Origin of the sequence: Photobacterium galatheae (genome assembly GCF_000695255.1) — a bacterium.
Classification (GTDB): Bacteria; Pseudomonadota; Gammaproteobacteria; order Enterobacterales; family Vibrionaceae; genus Photobacterium; species Photobacterium galatheae.
The window spans coordinates 1-1,067 of the sequence record NZ_JMIB01000053.1 but is presented as its reverse complement, the minus strand read 5'-3'; the positions used below and the strand labels follow the sequence as shown (position 1 = coordinate 1,067).

General features: G+C 45.1%; 1 protein-coding gene and 1 pseudogene. Both read right to left on the bottom strand.

The window, feature by feature from the left end; genetic code table 11:
* Positions 1–592 (bottom strand): annotated as a pseudogene (locus tag EA58_RS20445) (IS3 family transposase); the annotation flags it as partial.
* Positions 553–855 carry a helix-turn-helix domain-containing protein gene (locus EA58_RS22095; RefSeq protein WP_235199666.1) on the bottom strand — a complete coding sequence of 101 codons (303 nt, stop codon included), beginning with the start codon at positions 853–855 and terminating at the stop codon, positions 553–555. The gene EA58_RS22095 and the pseudogene EA58_RS20445, both read right to left, overlap by 40 nt.
* Positions 856–1,067 lie beyond the last annotated feature (212 nt).

Sequence of the window (1,067 nt, the reverse complement as noted above, 5' to 3'; positions counted from 1 at the left end):
CGCTATGTATGATTGGCTTTGCGTTTCGAGCTAGCTTCGAGATCGCTTCCGTCAACATGTCAGTAACGAGCGACAAGCGTGCATTCTTATCAACCTTATAAGCAACGACTTCTTGAGTAAACAAGTCGACCACGGGTGATAGGTAAACTCTCTGCTCTTTGACTTTGAACTCCGTAACGTCAGTTACCCATTTCTCATCTGGCTTGGTCGCCGTAAAATCTCTTTCAAGTACATTAGGAGCAACTTTGCCAGACTCGCCTCGGTAAGCGCGGTATTTCTTCGGCCTGACTATCGATTTCAGTTCAAGTTGAGCCATAAGCCGCTGCACGGTCTTGTGGTTCAGTATGATGCCTTGCTTTCTCAGCTCTAAGTGAATGCGGCGATAGCCATATCGTCCCTTATGTTCATGATAAATTGACTTTATCAGCTCCCGTTCATTCGCATAGCTATCAGGTCGCTTACTGGCTTGCATCTGGTAATAGAATGCACTTCTCGCAAGCTGGAGAGCTTGGAGTAGGTCTTTTAAGGAGTGCGTGTTTCTTAGAGTTAGAGCTATTGCCGTTTTTTCTTTGTTTGACGGCGCTTTTCCTGCTCCAACTCCTCCAACTTTTTTAGGACAGCATTCTCTGCTCTCAAGTAGGCTAACTCTTCTTTTAGCTCCTCAAGCGTCATTTCATCATCTGATTTGGTCGTACGTTGAGGTTGCTGCTTCATGGGTGGCCTTCCTATTGCGTGAGGCTTAAGCCCTTTGATACCTTGCTCTTTATATCTTTTGAGCCAAACAGATAGTATCCCAGGGGTAGAGAGATTTAAGACTGCACTAGTGTGCGTCAGAGACCAGCCATTCGTCCACATTAAATTTAATGCTTGGAGCTTAGCTTCAGCCGTTGATGTATGAGCTGTTGGTAAAAATGAATCAGTACCGTGAATAGCAAAGACTTGAGTCCAGTACCTTATTTGCCTAGAAGAGATGGAATGTTGCTTGGATAAAAGATCGGATGGCACGCCACTCAAGCATTGCTTAGCAATGGCGCACTTCAACTCGCGGCAATATTTTGACATAAAAG